Origin of the sequence: Curtobacterium sp. VKM Ac-2889 (assembly GCF_015350855.1) — a bacterium.
GTDB lineage: Bacteria > Actinomycetota > Actinomycetes > Actinomycetales > Microbacteriaceae > Curtobacterium > Curtobacterium poinsettiae.
Window position 1 is genome coordinate 64,063 of record NZ_JADKSC010000002.1, and the last position, 17,476, is coordinate 81,538.

19 protein-coding genes are annotated in these 17,476 nt (G+C 68.7%); 14 read left to right on the forward strand and 5 right to left on the reverse strand.

Annotation, left to right across the window (positions count from 1 at the left end; translation table 11 throughout):
* Window positions 1-395 precede the first annotated feature (395 nt).
* Window positions 396-1,586 (reverse strand): hypothetical protein, encoded by a 1,191-nt coding sequence (locus ITJ50_RS06155; protein ID WP_194590143.1) that lies wholly within the window; start codon window positions 1,584-1,586, stop codon window positions 396-398.
* 78 nt (window positions 1,587-1,664) lie between these two features.
* On the opposite strand from ITJ50_RS06155, the gene ITJ50_RS06160 reads away from it, so the two are divergent.
* Window positions 1,665-2,282 (forward strand): TetR/AcrR family transcriptional regulator, encoded by a 618-nt coding sequence (locus tag ITJ50_RS06160; RefSeq protein ID WP_056071187.1) that lies wholly within the window; start codon window positions 1,665-1,667, stop codon window positions 2,280-2,282.
* Between the two features lie 72 nt (window positions 2,283-2,354).
* On the opposite strand, the gene ITJ50_RS06165 is transcribed toward ITJ50_RS06160, so the two are convergent.
* Window positions 2,355-3,020, reverse strand: a complete 666-nt coding sequence (locus ITJ50_RS06165) for an SDR family NAD(P)-dependent oxidoreductase (RefSeq protein ID WP_194590144.1) — start codon at window positions 3,018-3,020, stop codon at window positions 2,355-2,357.
* A 117-nt stretch (window positions 3,021-3,137) separates the two neighbouring features.
* Between ITJ50_RS06165 and ITJ50_RS06170 the strand changes: the two genes are divergently transcribed.
* Window positions 3,138-3,701, forward strand: coding sequence for a TetR/AcrR family transcriptional regulator (locus tag ITJ50_RS06170; RefSeq protein WP_052481587.1), 564 nt, complete (start codon window positions 3,138-3,140; stop codon window positions 3,699-3,701).
* 88 nt (window positions 3,702-3,789) lie between these two features.
* Here ITJ50_RS06170 and ITJ50_RS06175 read toward each other — a convergent pair whose 3' ends face one another.
* Entirely contained in the window at window positions 3,790-4,212 is a 423-nt protein-coding gene (locus tag ITJ50_RS06175) for an ester cyclase (RefSeq protein ID WP_194590145.1), read from the reverse strand.
* Between the two features lie 44 nt (window positions 4,213-4,256).
* On the opposite strand from ITJ50_RS06175, the gene ITJ50_RS06180 reads away from it, so the two are divergent.
* From ITJ50_RS06180 to ITJ50_RS06215, 8 genes are all read left to right on the forward strand, one after another.
* Window positions 4,257-4,751 (forward strand): MarR family transcriptional regulator, encoded by a 495-nt coding sequence (locus ITJ50_RS06180; protein WP_194590146.1) that lies wholly within the window; start codon window positions 4,257-4,259, stop codon window positions 4,749-4,751.
* Window positions 4,748-5,731 (forward strand): zinc-binding alcohol dehydrogenase family protein, encoded by a 984-nt coding sequence (locus ITJ50_RS06185; RefSeq protein WP_056071198.1) that lies wholly within the window; start codon window positions 4,748-4,750, stop codon window positions 5,729-5,731. The genes ITJ50_RS06180 and ITJ50_RS06185 overlap by 4 nt, the downstream gene beginning before the upstream one ends.
* Window positions 5,732-5,820: 89 nt before the next feature.
* Window positions 5,821-6,006 (forward strand): hypothetical protein, encoded by a 186-nt coding sequence (locus ITJ50_RS06190; RefSeq protein ID WP_194590147.1) that lies wholly within the window; start codon window positions 5,821-5,823, stop codon window positions 6,004-6,006.
* A gap of 127 nt (window positions 6,007-6,133) precedes the next feature.
* Entirely contained in the window at window positions 6,134-7,954 is a 1,821-nt protein-coding gene (locus ITJ50_RS06195) for a histidine-type phosphatase (RefSeq protein WP_194590148.1), read from the forward strand.
* Window positions 7,955-8,131: 177 nt separating this feature from the next.
* Window positions 8,132-9,061, forward strand: coding sequence for an ABC transporter ATP-binding protein (locus ITJ50_RS06200; protein ID WP_194590149.1), 930 nt, complete (start codon window positions 8,132-8,134; stop codon window positions 9,059-9,061).
* Complete coding sequence (locus ITJ50_RS06205; protein WP_194590150.1) at window positions 9,058-9,828, forward strand: ABC transporter permease; 771 nt, start codon at window positions 9,058-9,060, stop codon at window positions 9,826-9,828. The genes ITJ50_RS06200 and ITJ50_RS06205 overlap by 4 nt, the downstream gene beginning before the upstream one ends.
* 23 nt (window positions 9,829-9,851) lie before the next feature.
* Window positions 9,852-11,069 (forward strand): sensor histidine kinase, encoded by a 1,218-nt coding sequence (locus ITJ50_RS06210; protein WP_194590151.1) that lies wholly within the window; start codon window positions 9,852-9,854, stop codon window positions 11,067-11,069.
* Between the two features lie 5 nt (window positions 11,070-11,074).
* Window positions 11,075-11,698 (forward strand): response regulator transcription factor, encoded by a 624-nt coding sequence (locus ITJ50_RS06215; RefSeq protein WP_197068611.1) that lies wholly within the window; start codon window positions 11,075-11,077, stop codon window positions 11,696-11,698.
* Between the two features lie 98 nt (window positions 11,699-11,796).
* Here ITJ50_RS06215 and ITJ50_RS06220 read toward each other — a convergent pair whose 3' ends face one another.
* Window positions 11,797-12,627 carry a hypothetical protein gene (locus tag ITJ50_RS06220; protein WP_194590152.1) on the reverse strand — a complete coding sequence of 277 codons (831 nt, stop codon included), beginning with the start codon at window positions 12,625-12,627 and terminating at the stop codon, window positions 11,797-11,799.
* 445 nt (window positions 12,628-13,072) lie between these two features.
* Here ITJ50_RS06220 and ITJ50_RS06225 point away from each other — a divergent pair, with 445 nt between their 5' ends.
* The 4 genes from ITJ50_RS06225 (at window position 13,073) to ITJ50_RS06240 (ending at window position 16,418) form a co-directional block, all read left to right on the forward strand.
* The gene (locus ITJ50_RS06225) at window positions 13,073-13,516 is read left to right on the forward strand and encodes a hypothetical protein (RefSeq protein WP_139179885.1); all 444 of its coding nucleotides are present in this window, start codon (window positions 13,073-13,075) and stop codon (window positions 13,514-13,516) included.
* A gap of 105 nt (window positions 13,517-13,621) precedes the next feature.
* Window positions 13,622-14,479 (forward strand): hypothetical protein, encoded by an 858-nt coding sequence (locus ITJ50_RS06230; protein ID WP_140449250.1) that lies wholly within the window; start codon window positions 13,622-13,624, stop codon window positions 14,477-14,479.
* Window positions 14,467-15,759, forward strand: a complete 1,293-nt coding sequence (locus ITJ50_RS06235; protein ID WP_017885877.1) for a hypothetical protein — start codon at window positions 14,467-14,469, stop codon at window positions 15,757-15,759. Before ITJ50_RS06230 ends, ITJ50_RS06235 begins: the two co-directional genes overlap by 13 nt.
* Window positions 15,756-16,418, forward strand: a complete 663-nt coding sequence (locus ITJ50_RS06240) for an ABC transporter ATP-binding protein (protein WP_194590153.1) — start codon at window positions 15,756-15,758, stop codon at window positions 16,416-16,418. Before ITJ50_RS06235 ends, ITJ50_RS06240 begins: the two co-directional genes overlap by 4 nt.
* Before the next feature lie 70 nt (window positions 16,419-16,488).
* Here the strand turns inward: ITJ50_RS06240 and ITJ50_RS06245 are convergent, their stop codons facing one another.
* The gene (locus tag ITJ50_RS06245) at window positions 16,489-16,857 is read right to left on the reverse strand and encodes a hypothetical protein (RefSeq protein ID WP_194590154.1); all 369 of its coding nucleotides are present in this window, start codon (window positions 16,855-16,857) and stop codon (window positions 16,489-16,491) included.
* Window positions 16,858-17,476: the final 619 nt, after the last annotated feature.

The window sequence follows — 17,476 nt, forward strand, 5'->3', positions numbered from 1 at the left end:
TGCACGCCGGGTGCGCTGATCGAGAGCATTCCGGTCTCGATCCCCGCCTCGTCCATCATCGCGATCGCCGCTCGGGGGCTCCACTCCGGCATCAGCCAGCCGCCGATGGCCCGAGGCCCTCGTCGCGGTGCGGTCCCGCCGCTTCCACCCCACGGGTCCCACTGCGCGGACCCTCCGGTCGCAGCCGGCGCATCCCCCGGGGCGCCGGCCCCCATCGCTTTCGATCCTGCCGCTGCCAGCGCCTCGAAGTAGCGGGGCGGGAGCAGGTGCTGATGGACATCGATCTTTCCTGGCATGGTGCGGTCCTCCGATCGTCCTCAGCAATGAGGGCTGGTTGTCGTGTGCAGGAGTGGGTGCCTCGAGGGATCCCCGCCCGTCGAGGACCCCTGTTGCATTCAGGGCGTTGGGGTCAACGGCAGCAAGGCCGTGTTGGGCGTGACTGCAGCGGCCTCGAGGTGGGAGCCCGAGGGTCCGGCCGTCTGGCGGGGATCGTGCTCGGAGCGGAGGCCGCCCTTCGGTCGAGCCGCGGCTTCGCGTCGGTTCCGGATGAGCATCGCCGTCAGCGTGAGCAGGATGCCTGCCACGGCCCAGATGCTCAGCCGGATGATCGGGGCGGCGACCGCGGCGCCGTCGAAGTACTGGACGGACCGCAGCAGGTCGAGCGCGTCGCCCTGTGGGAAGACGTAGTAGAGCGTCTGGAAGAAGTCGTTGAGGACGTGGATCCCGAGCGGGCCACCGGACGACGTGTTCCCGAGGATCACCAGGGCGAGCGTCATCACCAGAGCCGCGATGGTTCCGCCGAGTGCTGCGACGCCCGTGACCGCTCCCCCGATGGCGAGTCCGGTCAGCCAGAGGGTCCCGAACACGGCCCAGGGGCCGACGGTCACCGCTCCGAGTGCGGAGTCGATCCACAGGGTGATCAGTCCGGCGAGGAGACCGGTGTAGAGCACGAGGACGATGCTGCGCTCGATGAACTTCGCCGCCGTGTCGACAGTGCCGAGGATGCGTCCGAACACCGTCGCACCGAGGGCGGCCCCCAGGCCGGCGAAGAGGATCGCGTAGAACTCGATCGATCCGACCGGGTCCTGCTTCGGCAGGGGTGCGAGGTCTGCGGCCGTGTTGGTGGTCCGCAGTTTCGCTGCGATCGAGTCACCGATACTGGAGATCGCCTGTCCGAGGCCACGGCCGCCGCCGCTGGCGATGTAGGTGGTGACGCCGGCGCCCTTCCCCGGAGCAGGTAACACGACAGCGCCGTCGACGTCGCGGTCGAGCACCGCGGTCCGCGCCTGCTGGTCAGAGGCCACGACGGTGAGGTCCAGCGATCCTTGCTGCTCGAGCGCGACGATCGCGTCAGCGTCGCCGGTGACCGCGAGGTGCACGTTGTTCGGCGTCGGGTCGCCGAACGCGCTCGAGTAGCTCGTCAGCATCGCCATCGCCAGGAGCAGGATCGCGATCCCGCCGAGGATCACGTTCCGGTAGCGATGAGCCGATCCCGGCCCTTCGGAGTTCAGCGTTCCGCCCGCGACCGCCGCTTCGAAGGCCGGGTGCTGCGGGCCGTCTCGCCGGTCCGGTGCGGGTTCGGTCACGTGCGTCATGGTGTCCTTTACAGTTGTCCAGTAGATGACGAACGTACATCAGAGCTCTCAGTCTGGCAAGATGGACGCATGACGGAGGGAACGCCCACGGCGGCACTCGCGAGCCAGCGGGTGGACCCGCGCATCACCCGCACCCGCGCCGCCCTGATCCGGGCGTTGACCGCACTCGTGTCCGAGGCGCCGAAGGGCGAGACGATCTCGATGAGTGCAGTGGCGCAGCGAGCTGGCTTGAGCAGGCAGGCGCTCCACAACCACTACAGCAACGTCGGTGACCTCGCGACAGATGCCTGGATCAGTCGACTCCTCGAAGACCATCTTCCCCTCGACGAGGGCGCGGCGAACCTCGCGCAGGCCCTCACCGACGCCGTTCGCGAACGCGGGATCGAACCGCTGCTCACCGCAGGACGATCGGATCGGGAGTTCTTCGACAAGCTCCGTGCCATCCCGCGCGGCGAGCGGGTCACCGAGGTGCTGGCTTCGGCGATGACGACGTGGCTGACGGAGTCCGATTGCGATGGCCCCCGACCGATGGTCGCACTCAGCGGGGACGCCCGCACCTTCACGATCGGCGGCATGATCGCGCTGGTGTCGACGTGGCAGATGGCCGACGCACCGCCGAGCACCGCGCAGCAGGTCGCCACGCTCCGCACGTTCGCAGCCGCGGCAGCCGGTGCCCGCACCGACTGACGTGCAGAGCGCCACCATGCAGAGTTCGCGGCAGCCACCCGTCCAGGCCGGCCGGCCCGGACGGGTGTGTCGTCAGCCGTCGTAGGCGACGTAGTGCAGTTCGGCGTCCAGCCGCTCGTCATGGAGCTTCACGTACGACTGCGCGATGACCGCGGGCTCCGCATCCGGTCGCCCACCTCCGATCAGGGCGGTGATCGCGACGAAACCGACGTAGACACCCTTCTCCGCGACGGCGGCACCGAGGTTGAGGATCCAGTTCCGGAGCCCTGCGGCTGCGATGTTGACGTTCCCGCGGACCGGAGTCCGGGCGAGCGCACCACCACCGGTCGTCACGAGGACCGTGCCTGTGCCCGCGGCGATCATGTCGGGCAGCACCGCACCGACGGCCGCGATGGCGCCACCGAGGTAGAAGTCGATCTGTGGCTGCAGGTTGTCCATCGTCACGTCCACGGCATCGACCGACTCCAGTGCCCGATCCGCCGGCGAGTACTCGAGGACGTCGATCGGACCGAGCGACTCCCGGATCGACCGGAGTGTGCCTCGGATCGTGTCGGGCTCGCTGACGTCGGCGGTGAACCCGCGAGCCTGGATGCCCTCCGCGACGAGCGCACTCGCCAGGGCATCCACATTCGCCTGGCTGCGGGCAACGAGCGCGACGTCGAAGCCCTTCTTCCCGAAGGCGCGAGCGATCTCGAGACCCAGTCCGGGTCCCGCGCCGATGATGGTGATGAGGGGCATGATGTGTCCTTTCGTGGCCCACCGCCGGGCCCTGCAAGCTGGTGCGGTAAGTTGAGAACGTCCTCAAATCCACTGCAGCATATGTTGAGACCGCCCTCAAGATCCTTCGGAGTCGCTGTGAGCACCCCACCCCGTCTGCGTCGAGACGCGCAGGCGAACCTCCAGAAGCTGCGCGCCGCCGCCATCGCCGTGTTCTCGCAGCGAGGATTGTCCGCTCCCCTGGAGGACATCGCCCGGGAAGCCGGCGTGAGCATCGGCACGCTCTACAACCGCGTCGGGTCGCGCGAAGAACTCATCGACGCCGTCGTGCCCGACATCGCAGGGGCAAAACTCAAGACCCTGCGAGACCGGACACTGTCGCAGGACAGTCCCCGTTCCCAGTTGGAGACCTTCATCGCCGAGATGATCGACCTCCAACGAAGCGACCCGGCCATGAACGACGCAATGCTGCGGCGCTACCCGGACGCCGTGCTCCTCATCAACGCTTGCGAACGATCCATGGCGCTCGGCGCCGAACTCGTCGCCAACGCACACAGCGCCGGAGTGCTCGCCGAGGACTTCACCGCCGACGACCTGATGGCCGTCCTGTGGCTGGCCGGGATGGCCAGCCACGACCCTGCAGCCCCGGAAGGATGGCGTCACGTCGTGGACCGGAGCGTGTCCGCAGCCTGGCTTGCCTGAGGGTCATGCCACGGCGATCGTCACGGAGTACCACTGACACACCGGGCAGCCGCCCCGTGTCGCGCGAAGCCGATCGCACCCTGACCGTTCACCTGATTGCCGACGGGAGCGCCCCGATCTGCCCGAGGATGCTGAGCACGTCAGGCTGGCCGACCTCGTCGACGATCAGTCCCTCGTCGAAACGGTAGAAGTTGCTCGCGTTCGCAACCACCGTCCTCCCCGTAGCGGGGACACCCAGGAACTCGCCGTCGTGCGTGCCGCGCAGTTCGAAACATGCTGCGACTTCGTCGCCCTCGACGACGATCCGGTCGGTGCTCCACTGGATGTCGGAGAACGCGCCCCGCATGATCGTCAGGATCTGCATGTACCCCGGCAGCCCGCGCAGCGGCTCGGGCGAGAACGGCGTCAAGAACGCCGCTTCGGGTGCGATGACCGTCTCACCGATGGACGGGTCGGCGCTGTTGATGAAGTCGACGAATTGCAGGAAGGAGAGGCGTGTGTCTGTGGTCATGGACAACTACTTTACATAGCAAGTAGATGCCGTAGAGTCGAAGCATGAGCACGGACCTCGCACCCCTCCCTGGAATCGACGCCCCGGATGACCGGGCTGGGCGAGCGGCGCGTCTGCGGGAGTACTTCGCCGCGCTGGTGCGGCACGAGACCGACGTGTGGAACGCGGTCGAGAAGCGGATGCGGGGCGAGGGCGTGCTGAGCCTGGCCCGACTGGAGGTGTTGCGGATCGTCCAGGCAGCCCCATCGGGCGCCCGGGTGCAGGACGTCGCGACCGGCGTCGGGACGTCGATCGCTGCAGCCAGTCGCTTGCTCGACCGGCTCGCCGCCGATGGTTTCCTCGAACGTTCGACGGACCCGGACGATCGGCGCAGTGTCCGGAGCGTGCTCTCGCCCCAGGGGAGAGACGCCTTCGCCCTCGCGGACGAGCGGTTCGACCAAGCGCTGGACGCCGTGCTCTCGGATGCCGATGCCGCGGCGATCGCAGACGGCATCGCGGCACTCGAGCGCCTGCAGTCGAAGTTGGAGGCAAGGCGATGACGGCGACCATGCGGGCCGTCGTGATCGACGCACCCGGTGGTCCCGACGTGTTGCACCTCCGTGAGCTGCCGGTCCCGATCCCAGGCCCGGGCCAGGTGCTGATCCGTGTGGAAGCGTTCGGGCTCAACCGGTCCGAGCTGCACTTCCGCCGCGGCATGGGCCATTCCGGGACCTTCCCACGGGTGCCCGGGATCGAAGCCGTCGGGACCGTGGAGGCAGCCCCAGGTGGAGAGTTCCCCGCCGGTACCCAAGTAGCCGGACTGATGGGCGGGATGGGTCGCGACTTCGACGGGGGCTACGCCGAGTACACCGTCGTTCCGGCCAGCAGCGTCGTGCCGTTCCGGAGCAGCCTCGACTGGTCCGTGCTCGGCGCCGTCCCCGAGATGCTGCAGACCGCACACGGGTCGCTCACCGTGGGCGTCGGTGCCCGCCGGGGCGACACGATCCTGATCCGCGGTGGCACGTCGTCGATCGGCCTGGCGTGCATCGTGCTGGCGAAGCAGCAGGGCATGACCGTCATCGCCACCACTCGCAACCCGGACCGCGCCGAGCGACTGCACGCCACTGGTGCGGACCACGTCGTGGTGGACTCGGGCAGGATCGCCGACACGGTCCGTCGAATCGTGCCGGACGGCGTCAACGGAGCGGTCGAGTTGATCGGCACCGGCACGCTGCCCGACACGCTCCGGGCGACAGCCGTCCACGGCACCGTGTCGTTCAGCGGGATGCTCTCCGACGTCTGGACCATCCCCGACTTCTACCCGATGGCGGTGATCCCCAACGGGGTGCGCCTCACCGCGTACTCCGGCGAAGCGAGCGACCTGCCGGCATCGGTACTGCAGGCGTTCCTCGACACCGTCGCAGCCGGCACCGTGCAGGTCCCGATCGCGAAGGTGTACGCGCTCGAGGAGATCGTTCAGGCCCACCGCGACATGGAGGACGGGATCCGGTCAGGCAAGCTCGTCGTCACCATCCGATGATGGGCACGGACTCCCCGGGACCCCGCTCTCGGGGTGGAACCCCTTCGTCCTCGACAAGGGCGCCAGCCAGTGCAATTCGGGAAGGTCGGATGTCTCCTCGCAGCTACAAGACCATCTTGGCCATCCTCGGCCTGGTCAGTCTCCTGCTCGTGCCGTTCTTGGTGCAGGGCGCCCTGCCGGCGATGTACGGCACGGTCGCACTCGTCGTTGTCGTCGCCTGGCTGCTCTACGGCGTCGTCAGCTCGAAGCTGACCCGACGATCCGGGCCCAGCTAGGCAGGTCCCACGGTGCTGCCGTGTCCGGCAGCACCGTCCGGTCACCTCCAGGTCAAGGGCTGTTCACCCGCTGCCACTAACTCTGCTGGTCGGACCGCCGCCCGAGGGTCCCGATACCGGAGGACCCATGAACACCCGCACCGCACTGTCCTGCGTTGCCGTCGCTGCCGTCGCCTCGCTGGTGTTCGCGACACCGGCGCACGCCGACGAGGCCAGCTTCACCAGCAGCAAGCAGCCCTACATCGCCCCCAGCCAGTCGGACATCGACGCCTACTCACCTGCCCCGACGGGCTACTCCCCCGTCGCCACGGAGTCGGTCGCCCGGCACGGTTCCCGGGGGCTCTCCGCGTACAAGTACGACGCGCTGCTGCACCGTCTCGCCGCGACCGCGCAGGCCGAGAACGGGTTCCTGACGCCTGCGATCGGGAAGGAGTTCTCCGCGAACCTCGACGCCATCACGGCGGCGAACGTCGCGAACGGCTACGGCATGCTCACCGGTCAGGGCGCAGCCCAGCACCAGGGCATCGGAGCGCGAGCCGCGCAGCGCAACAAGCAGCTGTTCGCCCGTGCGGCGAAGACGGGCGGGCGTGTCGTCGCCGAGACCTCTGGTGAGTCTCGCGCCACGGAGTCGGGCGAGAACTTCTTGCGGGGCTTCGGGGCCCCGGGTGTCAAGCTCGAACCGCGCCCCGACCTGCTCTACTTCCACGAGGTCGAGAACCCGGACGGCACCGACAAGGCCGAGGGGTCACCCGAGCGCCAGCGCGCCCAGGCGTACGAGGACTACATCGCCGCACAGACCGGTGACGGCGGCACGATCGCTGCGGCCTTGCAGTACATCGAGGCGAAGCCGCGATCGGTCCAGGCGGCGCAGGACCTGCTCTCCGGCATCTTCACGCCCGGGTTCATCGCCGAGATCGGCACCGACAAGAAACACGTCTGGTACAACACCGCCGACGGCTCCAAGGGCGGCGCGGTGGCGTGCGCGCCCGGCGCCGACACGAAGGCCGATCCCGATGCCTGCGGCGACCCGAAGAAGTCGATCAAGAGCACCGTCGATGCGGCGATGTCGCTCTACAACCTGTACATCATCGCGGCCGACATGCAAGTGGAGAACGTCGCTCCGCACCGGTTCGACTTCGCGCAGTACTTCGCTGGCCGGGCGGCGGATGCCGAGTGGTTCGCGTACTTGCTCGACGCCGAGGACTTCTACGAGAAGGGCCCGAGCCTCGCCGGGCACGACGAGACCTACTCGATCGCCGAGCCCCTGCTCGACGACTTCTTCGCCACGATCGACACCCGCGTCGCCGGTGGCGACGTCGTCGCGACCTTCCGTTTCGCGCACGCGGAGACGATCATCCCGTTCGCGGCGCTGCTGCGGCTGCCGGGTTCCACCGTCGCCGCGCCCGACAACGCTGCTCCGGCGTCCGACGCCGACGTCTACGGGTACGCCACCAACCCGTGGCGAGGTTCTGCGGTGACGCCGATGGCTGCGAACGTGCAGTGGGACGTCGTCTCGCGAGCAGGCATCGACCCCGCCACCGGAGCGGCCTACACGCCGCTCGTGCGCATGCTCTACAACGAGCGGGAGATCGCGTTCGCCCCCGGGTGCCGTGCAGTCGCTGCAGGGTCGCACTGGGTCAAGGAGACCGAGCTCAAGCACTGCCTGACCGGCACGGCGATGGCGGAGAGCCCGCTGATCGTTGCAGCCACGCCACGACCGACCGCGACGCCCACTGCGGAGCCCACGCCGACCCCGACGACGACGCCGGCGGTGACTCCGGCGACGCAGGGTGCCGGCACACCGACGGCCCGGGCGACGGGCACGCTGGCCGCGACCGGTGCACAGTCGCCTGCCGGACCGGCGTTGCTCGCGACGCTGCTCCTCCTGGCCGGTGCCGGGACCCTGGTGCTGCGTCGCCGCCGTCGCCTGCGTCGTCACACCGACTGACGCCGGCGCACCGCGCCAGCGGGGTGACGGCCGTGCCTGGAGGTGGGCCCCACGCCGGCGCCCCAGGGTCAGGGACTCGACCGAGCCGCGGACCTCGGCCACCAGTGACAGATGTCATGCCGGGATCGTGACGTCCGGCCGAGGCACCGCACGCGGGGCTGCACGAGGCTGGGCCCCATGAACGACACACCGGTCATCCAGCTCCGCGACCTCCGTAAACGCTTCGGCGAGGTGGCTGCGGTCGACGGCGTCGACCTGACGATCCGTCCGGGCGAGGTCGTCGCCCTCCTCGGCCCGAACGGCGCCGGCAAGACCACGACGGTCGACCTCGCGCTCGGGCTGTCCGTGCCGACGAGCGGCGGGGCGCTGCTCTTCGGTGAGGAGCCCCGCGCCGCGGTGGTCACGGGGCGGGTCGGCGCGATGCTCCAGGGCGGCGCGCTCCTGCCGGACATGACGGTCCGGGACGCGGTCGCCCTGGTTGCTGCAGCGCACCGTCGTCCGATGTCGGTCGACGAGGCCCTCCGCCGTGCGCGCTGCACCGAGATCGCCGGCCGCCGGGTGAACAAGCTCTCCGGCGGTCAGCTGCAGCGGGCGAGGTTCGCGGTCGCCGTGGTCTCCGACCCCGACCTGCTGGTGCTCGACGAACCGACCGCGGCGATGGACGTCGAGGCCCGGCACACGTTCTGGTCCTCGATGCGCGAGTTCACCGACGCCGGGCGCACGGTCGTCTTCGCCACCCACTACCTCGACGAGGCCGACACCTTCGCAGACCGCATCGTCATCATGCGCGCCGGTCGGATCGTTGCCGACGGCACACCCGCCCAGATCAAGGCGATCACCGCCACGCGTGCGGTCCGGTTCTCCGGGGTCGGCACCGACGCGCACGTCGCGTTGCGCGGTCTCCCCGGTGTCCGCAGCCTGGAGGCCCGGCACGACTCCGTCACGCTCCGTACGGACCGCAGCGACGACACCCTCCGGGCCCTGCTCACGTCGTTCCCGCAGGCGCACGACATCCAGGTGGTCGCCTCGACCATGGACGACGCCTTCCTCGCGCTCACTGCCGACCCCGCCACCACCGACACCGCTCCCGAAGGGATCCCCGCATGACCACCGTCACCGCGTCCGGCCGGATGCCGATCCGTTACGTCTACCTCGAGACGAAGCGGCAGCTCCGCAACGTCCGTGCGATGGTGTTCACCTTCGCCGTCCCGGTGATCATGCTGCTCGTGTTCGGTTCGGCCTTCGGCTCCCAGACCGACCCGACGACCCGTCTGCAGTACCTCGTGGTCACGACGCTGCAGATGGCCGCGTACGGTGCGATGATGGCCGCGCTCAGCCAGGCGTTCGCGATCGTCAACGAGCGATCGATCGGCTGGAACCGGCAGCTGCGGGTGACGCCGCTCTCCGGGTGGGGCTTCATGGTGTCGAAGGTGATCGCCGCGATGGCCTTCGCCGCGGTGTCGATCGTCATCACGGTGGTCGTCGCGACCGTCGGCATGCACGCCTCGCTCGACCCGCTGCGCTGGTTCGCCGCCGGGTTCGGCATCTGGTGCGGAGTGATCCCGTTCGCGCTCATCGCGATCCTGATCGGACAGTTCGCGAAGCCGTCCTTCGCGCAGCCGCTCTTCATGGTGGTGTTCATGGGCATGGCGATCCTCGGCGGTCTGTGGGTCCCGCTGTCGGTGATGCCGGAGTGGATGGGGACCGTCGCGCACCTGCTGCCCTCGTACTGGTTGAACCGGATCGGACAGATGGGGGCCGGGGCCACCGGGTCCTCGGGCATGGTCGAACCCGCGATGGTCCTGGCGTGCTGGGCGATCGTGCTGGCCGCGGTGATCGTGTGGCGCTACCGCCGCGACGCTGCACGGCAGTGACCGACGGCCCTACGCTGGCACCGATGTCCGAGGCGACCAGCACGGCCGAGGCGCGTGGCGCGGAGAACGCACCACGCGCCTCCCGGCCATCCCCACGCTCGTTCCCGTGGGCCGTCCCGCCGGGGGCGAGTGACGACGACATCCGCATCGGACGCCGTCGGTGGTACACCGGCGCGGTGTTCGCGCTCCTGTGGCAGGTGCTCGAGATCATCGCCGTCTGGACCGACGGACGGAGCCTCCGCGCGCACGTCGTCTCCTCCATCGCCCTCGCCGTCGTGTACGCGGCGTACCTGTTCGCACCGGAGCTGATGTGGCGACGGAACCTGCGCGAGCGGGTGCTCGTGCTGGCCGGGGTCGCGCTGCTCGCCGGGCTCCTGCTCCTCGTGGTCGGGCCGCTCGCGGTCTGGACCTGGCTGCTCATCGCTGCACTCTCCGGGTTCGTCGCCGAGCGGTTCTGGGTGGCCGCTGTCGTGGTGCTCGGGATCGTCGGCGCGCAGCTCCTCGTCGCCGTGAGCACGGGCTGGGGCAACGCCGTGGACAACGGCATCCTCTTCGCCCCGGTCATCACCGTGTCCGTCGGGGCGTCGATGCTGTTCTTCGGACGGCAACGCGAGGCGGAGCAACGGCTCGGGGTCGCGCAGGACGAGATCACCCGCCTCGCCGTCGTCGAGGAACGCGCCCGGTTCTCCCGCGACCTGCACGACGTGCTCGGCCACTCCCTGACCGTCGTCGCGATGAAGTCCGAGCTCGCCACGCGGTTGGTGGACGTCGACCCGGCCCGGGCGAAGACCGAGATGCAGGACGTCGAACGACTCTCCCGCGAAGCGCTGCAGGGACTCCGACGCGCGGTCAGCGGCTACCGCGAGGCCGACCTCGACGCCGAACTCGTGTCGGCGCGAGCAGCACTCGAGGCCGCAGCCATCGACGCAGCACTCCCCCGGGACGCCGACGCAGCAGCCGATGACGTTCGGAGCCTCTTCGCGTGGGTCCTCCGAGAAGGCGTCACGAACATCGTCCGGCACGCCGCCGCGAGCCGGGTCCGCGTGACACTGACCCGGACTGCGCTGACGGTCGAGGACGACGGCACCGGGGTGCTCGCTCCCCCGTCGACCGCGGCCGTGCTCGGCGGGAACGGGCTCCGCGGCCTCAGGGAACGCGCGGAAGCCGTCGGAGCGGTCCTGACCACCGGCACGAGCGACCTGGGCGGATTCCTGCTCCGGGTCGAGAGGAGTCAACGATGACCGACGTGATCCGAGTGCTCATCGCCGACGACCAGGCGCTCGTCCGTGGCGCACTCGCCTCGCTGCTCTCGCTCGAACGGGACATCGCAGTCGTCGCCCAGGTGGCCCGTGGCGACGAAGTGCTCGACGCAGCACGGGCGTCCGGCGCCACGGTGGCCCTGCTCGACGTCGAGATGCCGGGGGCGGACGGCCTCACGGCGGCGTCGATCCTGGCTCGCGAGCTGCCGACCTGCCGCTCGCTCATCGTCACGACGTTCGGCCGACCCGGGTACCTCCGGCGAGCGCTCGAAGCCGGGGCAGCCGGGTTCGTCGTGAAGGACACGCCCGCCGAACACCTCGCCGATGCCGTGCGCCGTGTCGAGGGGGGTTTCCGTGTCGTCGACCCCGTGCTCGCCGCCGAGTCCCTCGCTGCCGGGCCCTCCCCGCTCAGCCCGCGGGAGACCGACGTGCTCATCGCCTTCCGCACGGCGCCGACCGTGGCCGGGGTCGCCGGCACGCTGCACCTGTCCGAGGGCACCGTGCGGAACCACCTGTCGTCCGCGATCGGGAAGACCGCGGCGCGCAACGCGACCGAGGCCCTGCGGATCGCGGCGGACAACGGCTGGCTGCTCGGCACGGGACGGCCCTGATCCGGTCGCGGAACGATCGGCGCTCGGTCCGGTCCTTCGCGGTTCGGCGGCGGTCGCAGGCGTCAGTCAGCCGATCGACGGAGCGGCTCCGCCTGTCGCTACCCTGCCGATGCCCGCACGGACTCCTTCACCGCGGCGACGAAGGATGTCCGGGTGCGCTCGTCGAGCAGGTCGAGCGACAGGTACGGGTTGAGGTCTTCCAGCTCCACGAGGAGCAGTGCTCCGTCTCGGGTGCGGCAGGCATCGACGCGTTGGACACCGTGCTCGATCGTGTTCCACCCGATGAACTGTTGCGCGAAGGCCCAGTCGTCATCGCTCGCGCGGTACTGCTGCAACTCCCACCGTTTCGTCGGGTCGGGAGCGTTGAGCGCGTACTGCGGGACGTGGTCCACGTAGTAGAAGGAGACTTCGTACTGGAAGTCGATGCGGGGTTGCACGAGCAGGTTGTCGTAGAGCAGCCCGGCGAGCTCGTCACGGCCCACGACTCTCAGCCCGATCGAGTCCGCGCCCAGCTTCGGCTTCGCGATGTAGTCCGCGGTGTCCGGGAGCTGCGCGATGTCCGCGGCGGCATCGATCGTGGGGATGACCGGGTACCCGGCTCGGAACAGGTCGAGGAGGTACTGCTTCCCCCTCTGGTCGGCTCGTCCTGTCAGGTCCGTGAACACAGGGATCCCACGAGTCCGCGCGGCTTCGCGGAACGCATCGTACGCAGCCAGGTAGTGCAGCACGGGTCCACTGTTGCGCACCACGACGACGTCGAACGCGTCCATCAGGTGCTCGGCAGCCAGCGGTGGGCAGATCGCGACGTCGAACTCCGCGCTGAGCTCGCCGGACAGGTAGATGTCCTCGTCGCAGTAGCGTCGGCCCTTCGCCTCGTACCCGAGGTCACTCACGTAGAGGACGCGAAGGCGCTGGCGCTCTCCGTTCATGCCCGTGCGCCTTCCGCGGGCGACGGACCTGATGCACGTCCATCGATCAGCAGGCGCCAGCCGGGGGCGAGTGGGCCGTGCTCAGTGCGCATCAGGATCTCCGGGTCGGAACGGGTGGGGACGGGTGGCGAAGGCAGTTGGGAGACGATCGTACGAGTCAAGGTGACCTGCCGCCCTGAGAAGCACCGCAGCCCTCACCGTCTGGATGGGGCTCGGGATCGTCTCGACAGGCAGCCGTGCGTCTGTTGCGAAGCCCTGTCCTCGGAATGTCGCCGCATGTGGTGGCTGGCTTCGAGCACCGGGACGCCGTTGTCGTCCTGCCAGCCACCCCCCTGTACCAACGGAGCCCGCCGTGTCCGGGCGGAGGTCCGTTCGACAAGCTGCTCCCTTCCTGGCATGTTAACGACTGAAGGGCTGGATATCAGTTCCCGGGAAGGAGTGGGAAATGAGCAAGAACGATCACCGATCTCGGCGGGTTGCCGCTGGCTTCGCCGCTGTGGCTGTCGGCGGGGCGGTGTTCCTCGGCGCGATCCCCGCACAGGCGCAGGACGGCGTCGGGAGCGAGGGGGTCATCGGTGGATGGTCAGAGAGCACCGGGACCGTCGACGGCGCAGGAACCGGAATGTCGGTGTTGGCGGTGAACCACCGCGGTGCAGCGGAGAAGAAGACCATCAGTGGGACGACGCACAAGCGTTCGCATGGTTGGACGACCTGGGCAGGCGTGCAGCACTACACGCGTGCGCGGCTCGAGCACGGCAGCAGCATCATCGCTGACTCTGGCCGGAAGTGGGGCAAGTCCGGCACGGAAGCAGTGACCGTGTGGAAGCCGTACCGGCCGAACCGGCCCGGCAACGGTGTCGGTACAGCGAAGACCTACTACGGCAGGTGACGCATCGCAGCGGGTGCGAGCCGACGGCTCGCACCCGCTGCTGCGTGAGGAGAAGACGTGACGAAGCAACAGACCACGGCGATCGCGGGCCTGCTCCTGCTGGCCATGCTGCTGACGGTGTTGATCGGGGTGTTCGACGCTCGCCGAGGTGTCATCGCTTCTGAAGGCAACGATCTCCGCAGCGGTCAAAGCGTGTGGGTGAACGCGACACTCGACGAACTCATGCGTGCCCGGAACGCATTCGAACCGGGAACGAAGGTGTTCGTGCGCCTCGAGGGCGATGTCCGCGCCGTCGCAATGTTGTCGGGACGGTGGACAGATGTCCCGCTGCACGACGGGCACGCACTGACCGGGCGCCCCGGCGAGGCCCTCGCCGGGGCTGACGTTGCCGTCCGCGGTGACGACATCGTCGTCGATGGCAAGCCCTACGACGTGGTGGGCCGTCTCGGCGTCCGGGCCGACAGTCTGCTGTCCGATGACGTCATCGTCGCCGATCCGTCGCGGTTCTCGGCGTCACCACAGCGGCTCCTCCTGGACGGCCCGAGCAGTGTCCGCCACTACAGCGCAGAGTTCCCTGGCCGAAGTGTCGAGATCGTCGACGACGGCACGAACCGCAGGACGAACGTCGACGCCGTGTCTCCGGTTCTGGTCACGCTCGGCGTGCTCGTCGTCATGCTCATCGGCGTGGTCGCAGGCCTGCAAGCTGGGCGATGGGAACTCCGCACTGCCGCCGTCCGCTTCACCACGGGGATCCGACCGCTGAGCACCCTCCGCAGCGCGGCCACCAGAGTCAGCGTGATCACCATCGCCGCCTGTACGACCGCTCTCGCGGGCGCGGCAGTGGTCAGGCAGGCCACCCTCCTCGACCTCGACGTCACCACTGTGGTCGTCTCGGTCGGAACCGTCGTGCTTGCCGTGTCCGTCGCTTCGTTCTGGCAGGGAACCCGTCGATGGAACTGCTGAACGACCTCCGGTCCAACTGGACGATCATCGTCGCCAAGATCGTCCTGCTCGTGCTGCTCGCACTCTGCTGGTACAACGTGGCGTCCTTCACCCAGTCCACCTCGCAGGCCGTGGCCCAGGGCTTGTCCGCCGATGCCGACGTCGACCTCTACACGGTGGTCGACGATCTCGGCCCGGATGCTTTCGAGGCGATCCGGCGAGACGAGCACGCACTCGACGACGTCGCCTCGTTCGTCGACCGCATCGACGACGAGCCCGGGTTCGACTTCATCTCCTCGTACGACCAGCCCGTCACCGTTCAGGACTTCCGCGGCGACGACCGCTTCGACGTCGGCTACGGCACCGAGTACACGCTCAACGGGAAGTACCAGGACGAGTCCGGCCGGAGCGTTCAGGACATCAAGTCCATCCAGCTCAACGAGAACGCGTACGAGTTCGCGGGGCTCTCCGTGCAGGACGGCAAGCCCATCGAGTGGAACGTTGTCGACTGGGGATCCGGTCGGATCCCGGTGCTGCTCGGCAACGAGTACCGCGGCGTGTACGAGCTCGGGGAGCGATTCACCGGAGCGGTCATCCTGCAGGAGCAGGAGCTCGAAGTCGTCGGTTTCCTCGAACCGGACAGTGCCATGTACTTCCGCGGTGAGGCAAACCACTACCTCGACGACACCGTCATCGTGCCCTACCCGCCAACACTCGCCGGACTCGACCGAGCAGCACTCGACCGGCTGGATCCCGAGCTGTTCGGACGCCTGGCGTTCCAGGTGCTCAACGCCGATCTCGCCGTCGATCACAGCCTCGATTTCGGGGACGTCGTCGCGCGTCTCGACGCGATCGGAGACGACACCGGCTTCCGGTCGTACACGTTGCTCGGAGTACCGGCCTACCTCGTGCAGCTCTCCCTCGTTCGCCAGCTCATCCAGGACAACCTGGTGCTCGTCACCGCGCTGCTGGTCGCCCTCACCGCTGGCGTGGGCATCATCACGGCGTTCCTCAACCGACTCCTGCATCACCGTCGAACGCCAGTGGCGCGGGTGCACCATCTCCTCGGGAGGAGCCCGAGTGCCACGAACCGGCTGTTCCGCGCAAGCCGCCTCACCGAGTTCACCGCGGCGCTCGGGCTGTTCCTCGCGACCAGCGCACTGCTCCCCAACGACAGCGAGATGGCTCGACTCGGCGCCGGCACCGCCCTGCTCCTCTGGTGCGTGGCGGACGGCGCACTCGGCCGGCGAGCCATCCGCATCGAACTGACCGCCCAACAGCGAAGAGGTACCTCACGATGATCGTGCTGCGTGACGTCTCGAAGACCATCACCGAGCCCGACGGATCGATCCGAGCACTGTTCGACCGGCTCGACTTCGACCTTCGCGACGACGATCGATCCGTGGCCATCACGGGGCGCAGCGGATCCGGCAAGAGCACGCTGCTCCGGATCCTCGCCGGACTCGACACCGACTTCGGCGGGACCTACGAGCACGACGGCCACGTGCTCGAGCGCACCGCACGGAGGATGGCGGAGCACCGACTCCGACACATCGGCATCGTCACCCAGGACCACAGCCTCCTCGGCGACCGCAGCGTGCTCGACAACGTCCGGCTCGGCGTTCCTGCTCGCGCTGACTCCACCGCCCGAGCACATGAGGCGCTCGACGCGGTCGGCATCAGCCACCTCGCTGGCAAGCGCCCACGACGACTGTCAGGAGGAGAAGCGCAGCGCGTCGCGATCGCTCGAGCCATCGCGAAGCGCCCTGCCGTCGTCCTCGCCGATGAGCCCACCGGCGCACTGGACGAGACGACCGAAGACGACGTGCTCGCCCTCTTCGACCGGCTGCAGCAAGCGGGAACCAAGTTCGTGATCGTCACCCACAGCGAGCGCGTTGCACAGCAATGCGGACGGCAACTCCAGCTGCAACACGAGCAGCTCGTCGCGCGCGGCGCGTGACGGACTGGAGGCACGGTGCCAGCTGGCACCGGGCCTCCAGTCCGTCAGCGGTTGCGCTCCAGATCCCCGATCACGCGTGCGCAGAACGGTCGCGGCTGAAGAACTCGGCGAACATCTCCCGTTTCGCCGCGTGCGAATCGGGCTCGAGCTCGAGTCCCTCCATGTTGAGGTCGGTGCCGAACAGTCGCAGGATCCCAGGACCACTCGGCTCCGCGGTCTCGAGCGACACCGAGAACAGTGTCGGCGACGTCTCGCCAGCAGCAATCCGCCGAGCTTCTGCGAACGCCGCACGGTACGTCGCGTCGGTGACGCGAATCACACTGACCGACCAACTCGTGGCGTCCCAGTCGGGCGCAACCGTCTCGCCCCTCGGAGCATGGAAGAAGTGCACGACGAACGTGTCGCGCTCGCCTTCGCTGCCGTAGTGCCGCTCGTCCACGTCTTCGATTTGCACTCATTCATCTTGCCAAGGGACGCCGCGACCGCCTCAGCGTTGCGCGTCGCTGTTACCGCCAGGGCACATCCTCGCCGGACACGAGCCGTCCCACCGGTCCCACCGGTCCCTCCGCGGACCTCGGCGTCCGCACGACGCCCGATGCAGCTTCGGCCAGGGGTCGTGTCCCAAAGACATGGTGCGGTAATCGTTGCGGTGAGCGCCCCCATGCGACCAGCCTCAAGGCCGCGCCACGAAGCAAAGAAGCCCAAGGAGATCCTCGGTGGGCTTCTTTGTCGCGACCAATTCCGGACGATGTCCGACCCAGTGTTTCGGTTGAGCGGACAGACTTGAACCCGCATCGACCGCGCCGAGCCGGGCTCGCCCGTGGTTCCGGGAAGTTGATGAGTCAGCCCTCCGCAGCGGATCGCCGCGGAGCACCCCAGCAGGGTGCGGAGGGACATGTTGGCCGCGTTTGTTCTGCAGCTCCGCGAGCTGCGCGAATGTTCGAGGTGTCCTCGGTTACTAGTACGATCACGGCATGCCGTCATCTGCTCCTATCGGAGCCCCGACACCCGCGCTGGCGCTCCGGGGCTCGCCGAGTCGCCATACGGACTGGATGGAG